This window comes from Pelagicoccus mobilis (assembly GCF_016595505.1).
In the GTDB taxonomy this organism is placed as follows: domain Bacteria; phylum Verrucomicrobiota; class Verrucomicrobiia; order Opitutales; family Opitutaceae; genus Pelagicoccus; species Pelagicoccus mobilis.
Genome location: NZ_JAENIL010000067.1, coordinates 22402 through 30439, shown reverse-complemented (window position 1 = coordinate 30439; position 8038 = coordinate 22402). Strand labels below are relative to the sequence as shown.

Here is an 8038-nt window from a genome sequence, read left to right as displayed (position 1 = left end):
GCTGTGCGGTCGCGGGCTGAAGCACCGCGCTACGTTAGGAATTCTCTGCTTTGCATGGAACTTGAATTTGTAACAGATTTTGCGGTCAACCGTTGACCCGGATCTCGGTTGAGAATTGCTGGATTGGGAGCATCTTTAGGTGAAGGTTGCGGAACCTTACTGTTTAATGGATACGGTTAATAGTACGAGAAAAGTGAGCCTGAGAGATGTTGCTCGGGAAGTCGGCGTTTCAGTGTCGGCAGTCTCTCTCGCTTTGCGTGGGAGTCCGAAAGTATCGGAGCAACGTCGAAAGAACATTTGTGAGGCAGCGGAGCGTCTCGGCTATGAGAAGGATGGTCGTATCGCAGAGCTCATGGAGCACCTGCGGGCGAATCGAGTCGATCGGCAGATGTCCAAGTTGGCTGTCATCATTCCAGAAATCGATCAGGTTGGTCTGAAGTCGTATCCGCGTTTGCAGAAGATCATACGCGGCGTCGAGGAGCAGGCTAAGGAGAGTGGCTACGGTACGGATCTCTTTTTTTTGACTGAGCTCAAGGCGAGTCCCAAGCGACTGAAGACGATCTTGATTTCACGTGGTATCAAGGGAGTGATCGCTTTGCCGTGGATGAGCGGTATCGGAGCCTTGGATTTGGAGGTCGACGGACTGTGTGTTGCGACCGCTGGTTATAGCGTGATTGACCCGATGTTGAACCGGGCTTGTCCCAATTATCTACAGATGATGGACGAGTTGATCGAACAGGCGTGTCGGCTTGGGTACAGACGTATAGGATTTGCCATGACGTATAGTGCGGGGGGCATCGGGCATAAACTCTTTGCCTCCTCCTATCTCTATTATTCTATGCTGGTAGATGAAGCGGATCGCATCCCCATTTTGCGGAAGCGGGACATTGAGGATGGGAAGCTTCAGAATTGGATGGAACGCTATCGACCGGATGCGGTGATAAGTTCGGGGAAGGTGTATCGCATGCTTGAGGAATTGGGATACCAATTGCCGGAGGACCTTGGTTTCGCTGCCTTGGATCTGACGGATGGTCCGCCTGACGCTTCTGGCGTGGATCATTGCCACGAATCCGTAGGGCGTGAGGCGGCGAAACTAGCGATGTCGGATATCAACTTAAATCAGACCGGAGTGCCGGAGAGCCCCAAGGTGGTGCTGGTAGATAGCCACTATCAGTCAGGGCTGACTCTGAGAAGAGTGGGCAAGCCGATTGAGTTGAAGATACGTGCGTCAAAGTACCAAGATGCTAACTACGTGAAGTAGTTGGCATTGGCGTATCCATTGCCACGAGAAGGGCCTAGCGTTTTCACGCTAGACCCGAACCGTTGATATTAAACTAAGTTTGCTTTCAGGACTCGTCCTCGGCGGCGACCTTGCCTCGGCGTGATTCCAGCTCGATACGGATATCGTTCAATCGCTTGTGATTGAGAGGATATTTGAGGAGCAGAAGAAAGGCGATGGCGCAGGCTGTGCAAGGGAGGGCGATGTAGGCGAGTTTCATGTTTTCCAAAACGCCTTCTGGTTGAGCTGCTCCGAGATCTTCTTGGTATCCCACTAGATCCACTAGAATCAAGGTTCCAAGGTATAGCGCGATAGCCATGAAGAGCTTGTTGAACCAGTTTGAGGTGGCGGAGATGACGCCTTCGCGACGTCTTCCGAAAACGTATTCATCCCAGTCGCAAACGTCGGCTTTCATGGAGATTATGAGTATCCAAAAACCGGACTCTGCGATTGCGAGAAAGGGTCGTGTTATCAGAAACAGATATGGGTTCTCAGGGGTGATTAGGAAGTACATGGCGAAGAAGCTGAGGAATAGCATTCCTACAGATCCGAGCATCAGGTGGTGCTTGTCATACTTCAGAGTTAACTTCTGAACGAGGTAGGCCCCCAGAATGTAGAAGGGGATTCTGAAGGTGCCGTCGATCGCTCCAAGTCGTAGTCCAAGCTCTTGGTCGCCGTTGTACAGGTAGTACGTATTCAGATAGTATGACATTTGGCCACCGCTCATTATCGCCAAAAGGTAGATGGCCATCGTCCCGATGACGATCATCAGCGGGCCGTTGCGAAGTACGGACGCAAGTGACTTTAGAACCGGGACTTTCTTCTGTTTTGTAGCGATGTCCAGGTATCGCTCCTTGCAGAATAAGGCAGGCATGATCCCTGCGACAATGATGACGAGTCCGATGAACCAGGAGAAGTTTCTTATGCCAAGTAGCAAGCCGCCGAACCAGGCGACTGCGAGGTAGGAGTACCAATTGATTCCTGGGTTGAAGATGTTTTGTACGTAGGCCCGCACTGCGAAGACATTCGTTCGCTCTTTGTAGCTCGGTGTGAGCTCCGATCCCAGCGATTCGTACGGAACTGAAAATACAGAGTAGAAGGTATAGAAGAGGAGGATTGTAGCGCCAAAATAGATCTTTTGAGTCAGCTCGCTGGCTTCTTCTGGGATCATCCAAAGTAGCGGGAAGCAGATGCCGGTCGCGACTGCTCCTAGTAGTATGAAGGGTCTACGGCGTCCAAACTTGCTTCTCCAATTGTCTGAGATGCCGCCGACGAGAGGGTCGTTTATCGCGTCCCACGCTTTTGCGAGCATCATGAAAAGGCCGACGAATTTGGCGGGGAGTCCGATTGTGTCTTGGAAGAAAGGAAGGGCGAACCAAGCGAGGGTAACCATTGCGTGGTGATCAGCGACGACTCCCAAACCATACCCGATCTTTTCTTTCATCGGGACTTTATCTTCGGGAGCGATCTCGTGCTGGTTCAGCTCTTTTTCCTCATCGAGTGTCTCTGAGAGTGTGGACATGCAGTGAATATAGTAGGTAGGGCGAAAGGGTCGCACCCGTTTTTGTTTGGAGAATTTTAAAGTGAAGCTGCCCGTTCTTATCTTTAATCGTTTAAACAGCTTCGCGCCTGCGTTCGAGGTTGGCTCGGATCTGAAGGTACTTGTCGTAAGTGAGTGGATAGTTTTTTAGTAGGTAGAAAATAATTACGTGGGCACAGAAGGGGAGGATGAGGGTCGCCCAGAAGAGCTTGTCCAAGGTTCCTGCTGGTTGCTCGCCGCCGAGTTCACGATCAAAGCCTACGAAGTACTGAAGGATGGGACCTGTCAGGAGGATGGCTATGGTCATGGCGATCTTCGCTGCGGTGTTGGTGGCGGCTGCGATCATGCCTTCGCGTCGGCGTCCGGATTCGTATTCGTCCCAATCGGCCAAATCCGCCCGCATGGAGAGTATGAGTACCCAGAATCCTGTTTCCGCCATTGAAAGCAGTGGCTTGAATGTCAGGGCCAGCAATGGGTTGCCGGGTATGTAGGTGAAGTAGATGCCGACTCGACCGAGTATGAGAATGAGGATACAAGCTCTGATCAGGAGATGTTTGTCGTATGTCTTGGAGAGGCGCCGGATGACGAAGATGCCGAGCAGAGCGAATGCGACTTTGAGCGTACCGTCGACGCCGGAGAACCAAGAGCCTCCTTTGATGTCGCCTTCATAGAGGTAGTAGGTGTTGAGGTAAAAGTCGAAGGAATGTACGATCGTGCCGGGTACAAGGAAGATACCGATGGTGAAGATGACGAGTCGGATGGGGCGGTTTTTAGTGATCGACTTGAAGGAGGCGATGATGCTGTCCGACTGTTGCTTTTTGGCGACGGTTTGGTAGCGTTCTTTGCAAAGGACGGCGGGGAGGATGCCCGTGATGATGATGATGACGCCAACGCCTGCTCCCACCCATTTGGCTCCCACCATGGCGTTCCCGAAGGCAGGCAGCATAGCGAGGGTGAGCAGCCAAGGAACGATGAATCCCGAGACTTGTTGAATGCTGGACATCCATGAGTACACGTTTGTCCGCTCAAGGTACGAGGCTGTCAGTTCCATGCCCAAGGATTGGTAGGGGACGGAAAAGACGGAGTAGCAGGTGTAGAAAAAGAGCAGGGAGACGAGCAGGAAGGCAAAGGTGGAGGCCTGGCTTAAGCCTTCGGGAACGAACCAGATAAAGGGAAAGGCGCAGCCGGTGAGGATGGAGCCGAGGAAGAGGAAGGGTTTGCGGCGCCCGTTAAGATTTCTTCGATTGTCGGAGAGGATACCTACGAACGGATCCAAGAACGCGTCCCAGAGTCGGGCGATTCCCAAGGCGAAGCCGACCATCGTGGGGCTGAGCCCGAGCATGACATTGAAGATCGGCATCGCGAACGCGGTGATGCCGAAGATGGAGCAATGGTCCGAAACGATGCCCACGCCATAGGCTGCCTTCTGGATCGAGGGCACTCTATCTCGGCGAGCGACGGTGCGAGATACCGGAGCCGAGCAAATGTCTTGGGCTTCGTGGACGAGACTCATGTCTAGCGTAGTTCGATCCTTCCGTCTTGGGAAACGTAGAGCTCGGACTTTCCGGCGGCGTTCTGGAGTTGTATCGATTCCGGTGCTCGACCGGGCCATGCTATTTCAATCCCAACGGGTGGGCTCGGGACAGCCAAGACTGGGGTGGCTGTCTCTTGAGAGCAGTATCCGGAGCCGGAGGAAATGGTTCGGGCGGGACCCCAATCGTTTTCAAATTCGAGGCGAATGGTTGCTCCAATTGCGTTCACGTTTTCGGGAGTACCCTCTAGGCGAACTCTCAGTCCTGGCTTTGCGGATACGTTGCGGAAGAGTTTGGTTTTGGAACCGTTTTGGGCGACTGCGATGTCGACGCGTCCATCGCGGTCGTAGTCGCTTACTGCAGAACCGCGTTGCTCGCCGAATATGGCAATGCCGCTCTCTTGGGTCGAGAGTGGAGCGAATGAGCCGTCTCCTGATCCGCGAAGGATGAGGCCGTATCCTGCGTCGTTGCGTGGGGTTTCGACTTGGACGGCGAAAAAGTTCTGAGCGAGGAATAGGTCTTCGAATCCGTCACCATCGAAGTCGGCGACCGATACGCCAAAGGCGGGGCTTAATTGGGAGAGCAGTGGAAGCGGGATCGCTTGGAACGAGCGGCCTTGATTGATGAAGACATGGTGTTCGAGCGTATTGGCAGCGACGTGCTTGGATTGTTCGAGCTTCGTTCCGTAGATCCCTTCGAGACTGGCCATCCCGAAGCCTTCGAAGGTTTTCATGCGGTCGCGGATGAAGGGCATGGCTCGGCTGCTGCAACTGAAGCCTCGCTCGGGGACGGTGCATTGCATTTGCTTGTCGAAGTGGGCTTCGACCACGTCTTGTGTTCCGTCGTTGTTTAGGTCGCCGTAGAAAATTTCAAGGGGATGGTCTTGGCTGTAGCTTCCCTCGTACTTGCTGTTGCGTCCCCAGTTTGTGGCGACGAGATCGAGCTTTCCGTCGTTGTTGAAATCGCCAAACGCTACTCCGTTCCACCAGCCTGTGAGCTTGGCTAGCCCAAGCTGTTGGCTGATGTCGCGGAAGGTTCCTTTGTCGTTTTCGAACACCTTGATCGGCCCCCACTCGAGGGCGAGCGCGAGGTCTTGGTCTCCGTCTGAATCGATGTCTGCGAAGGCTGACCCGGAGACGAGGCCTGCTTTTTTGAAGGGGGCGCTTCTGGTTGTATCCAGCTCTAGGGTGCCGGAGTTGTTGATAAAGATCTGCGAGTCCGCGGCTTCTGGATACTTGCCTGGGATGGCTCGCCCGCCGATGAAAAGGTCTAGGTCGCCGTCTCCATCGATGTCGGCCTGACTCATAGGGCCGGTCGTCGAATGTGAGGCGGGGAGGTTTTCGTGAGAGATCCAGCCTTTGGATTTGTTGAAGCTAAAGGGAATCGCGCTCATCACGGTCTCTGGCTTTTGTAGCTCGTGGTTGGATACGCCAAGGGTGAAGGAGATATCGCCATTGCTCGCAGTGGATGTGAGTACAGAGACTTGGTCGGTGAAGGCGGCGGTGCCTTGAGTTTTTCTGAAGCCGTTTGGCGTGTTGGCGAGGATTGTTAGGTTGCCGCCGCGTCCACTTGGGATCAGCAAGTCGTCGTCTCCATCGTGGTCGAGATCGGTCCAACTAATCCCGGGGCCGAGTTGGCTAAGGCGGTTTGGTAGGAGTGGCTGGTGGGCGAAGTCGTTGTAGGGGGATTCGACGTGGCTGTGGCCGAGCTTTTGAGAGACGTCTTCGAAGAGTGGGGTGGGGGCTTTGTTATGATCACCTGCGGCGATAGGGGCTCGCTTGGGGGAGCCTTCTTGGTCGATTGAGATGTGCGAGGCGCCCGCCTTTATTTTTTTTACGCTCTGGGTGCCGTCGGTCCAGTGGATGGTGAGAGTGTATTCGCTTTTTGGTTTCGGGAGGGCGAAGGACCGGATTGTTTGAGATCCCGATGCGTAAATGCCGCCGGAAGTGACTTCGTGTGTTTGGCTGATGCCGCCGCCTTGGAGGACGAGGCGGGCTCCGACGGCTTGAGTGTTGGAGTCGTTCCCTTTGAGCGTAACTGAGAGTCGCGGGCGTTGGGAGATATTTTGGTAGATCTCGGGAGCGGAGCTTGTGTTGCTTATGACGACATCCAAGTCGCCGTCCTGGTCGAGATCAGCCATGGCCATGCCGCCGGATATGGAAACTTCGGACATGCCCCAGGCTTCGCTTTTATCTTCGAAGGTCATATCACCCCGATTGCGAAAAATGAAGTTTCGCATGGGGAGTGGTGGTAGCTTTTTTTGGTTGGCGAGAGTTTGTTCGACGGTGAAGTCTCCGTGTTCCTCTTTATAGCGCGTGAACTCGGCATTGACGTCCGCGTCCATGAAGTCGCGTATTGCTCCGGTGGTTACGATTAGGTCGTTGTATCCGTCGAGGTCGATATCGATGAAGGCGGGGGCCCAAGACCATTCTGAGGCCTTGAGGCCAGCGTACTGGGCGATTTCACTGTAAAGGCCTTCTCCTCGATTTAGGAAAAGGGTGTTTTGCATGATTTGCGGCCGGTCGCTGATGAGGCCGATCGTGTCTTTGGTAGGTACCATCATGCCCATTTGCTTTTTGCGGAGCGTGTGGCTGCGGCTGAGCATATCGACCACGAAGAAGTCTTGTAGGCCGTCGAGGTCGATGTCGGCGAAGTCGACGCCCATGGATGAACTGCTGGTGCGTCGTAGGGCGAGGGCGGGGGCTTGTTTGAAGTGACCTGTTCCGTCGTTTATCCAGAATCGATCGGGGGATTCGAAGTCGTTGCAGACGTAGAGGTCTTGATCGCCGTCGCCATCGACGTCGCGGAAGCTTGAGGTAAGTCCCCAATCTTGCGGTAAGTCTACTGGGCTGCCTTTGGCGGTGAGGAAGCGGGAGGATTTTCCGAGCGCGGCCGTGAAGCGACCACGCCCATCGTTTAGGTAAAGAACGTCGTTGAGTCCGTTTTCGTCTACGCTTTTGCCTGATTTTCCGTTGCTGCTGACTTCGCGCACGGTGAAGCGTTCGGCGAACTCTTTGCTGAGGGGGAGGCCTTGGCGGATTTTTTCGATCTCGTCCTGGTAGAGCTCGTCGAACTCTGCGGGTGTCATCCGGTCGGATACTATGGTGTTGAGATAGCGGGAAGTGTAGAGGTCGAGATCGCCATCGTTGTCGATGTCGGCGAGAGCGAACGAGGTGACGCCGCCGATGGGGGACTCTTGCCACTCGACTTGATCGGAGGAGGAGAAGGTTCCGTCGCCGTTGTTGAGGTAGTATCGACTTTTTCCGTACAGGCTACCGAGGAAGAGGTCTAGATCGCCGTCGCCGTCTCCATCCGCGAAGGTGGCGGCGTTGATGCTTTCTTGGGAGAGGCTTTCGAGACCGGCGCTCTGAGTAACGTTTTCGAAGGTGAAGTTTCCGAGGTTTAGGTAGAGTTGGCTGCCGTGGTCGCCTCCGCAAAAGAAGAGGTCGCAAAGTCCGTCGCCATCGAAGTCGCCTGCGGCGACGCCCGCGTTGTCGAGGTATTGGGTGCTGGTGAAGGCGGTGCGGGGCTGAGAGCCTTGGAAGTCGATCCCGATCTGGGCCGCGTTGATTTGCTCGAATCCGACTTGCGGATCCGGATCCGCGCTGCTGGGCGCAGCGAAGGCGATCGATGCGACGAGTGTGAAGGCTCGAGTGGAGGCTGCGTGGAGCGTGGTGGCCATGGGGT

4 protein-coding genes are annotated in these 8038 nt (G+C 54.7%); 1 reads left to right on the top strand and 3 read right to left on the bottom strand.

Translation table 11 applies throughout. The features are described from left to right. Positions 1–193 precede the first annotated feature (193 nt). On the top strand, positions 194–1261 hold the full coding sequence (locus tag JIN87_RS24350; protein WP_200358543.1) for a LacI family DNA-binding transcriptional regulator: 1068 nt from the start codon (positions 194–196) through the stop codon (positions 1259–1261). 85 nt (positions 1262–1346) lie between these two features. On the opposite strand, the gene JIN87_RS24345 is transcribed toward JIN87_RS24350, so the two are convergent. The 3 genes from JIN87_RS24345 to JIN87_RS24335 form a co-directional block, all read right to left on the bottom strand. Further along, complete coding sequence (locus tag JIN87_RS24345) at positions 1347–2801, bottom strand: MFS transporter (RefSeq protein ID WP_200358541.1); 1455 nt, start codon at positions 2799–2801, stop codon at positions 1347–1349. A 91-nt stretch (positions 2802–2892) separates the two neighbouring features. Then, positions 2893–4332 (bottom strand): MFS transporter, encoded by a 1440-nt coding sequence (locus tag JIN87_RS24340; RefSeq protein WP_200358539.1) that lies wholly within the window; start codon positions 4330–4332, stop codon positions 2893–2895. 2 nt (positions 4333–4334) lie between these two features. Beyond that, complete coding sequence (locus JIN87_RS24335) at positions 4335–8033, bottom strand: VCBS repeat-containing protein (RefSeq protein ID WP_200358537.1); 3699 nt, start codon at positions 8031–8033, stop codon at positions 4335–4337. Positions 8034–8038: the final 5 nt, after the last annotated feature.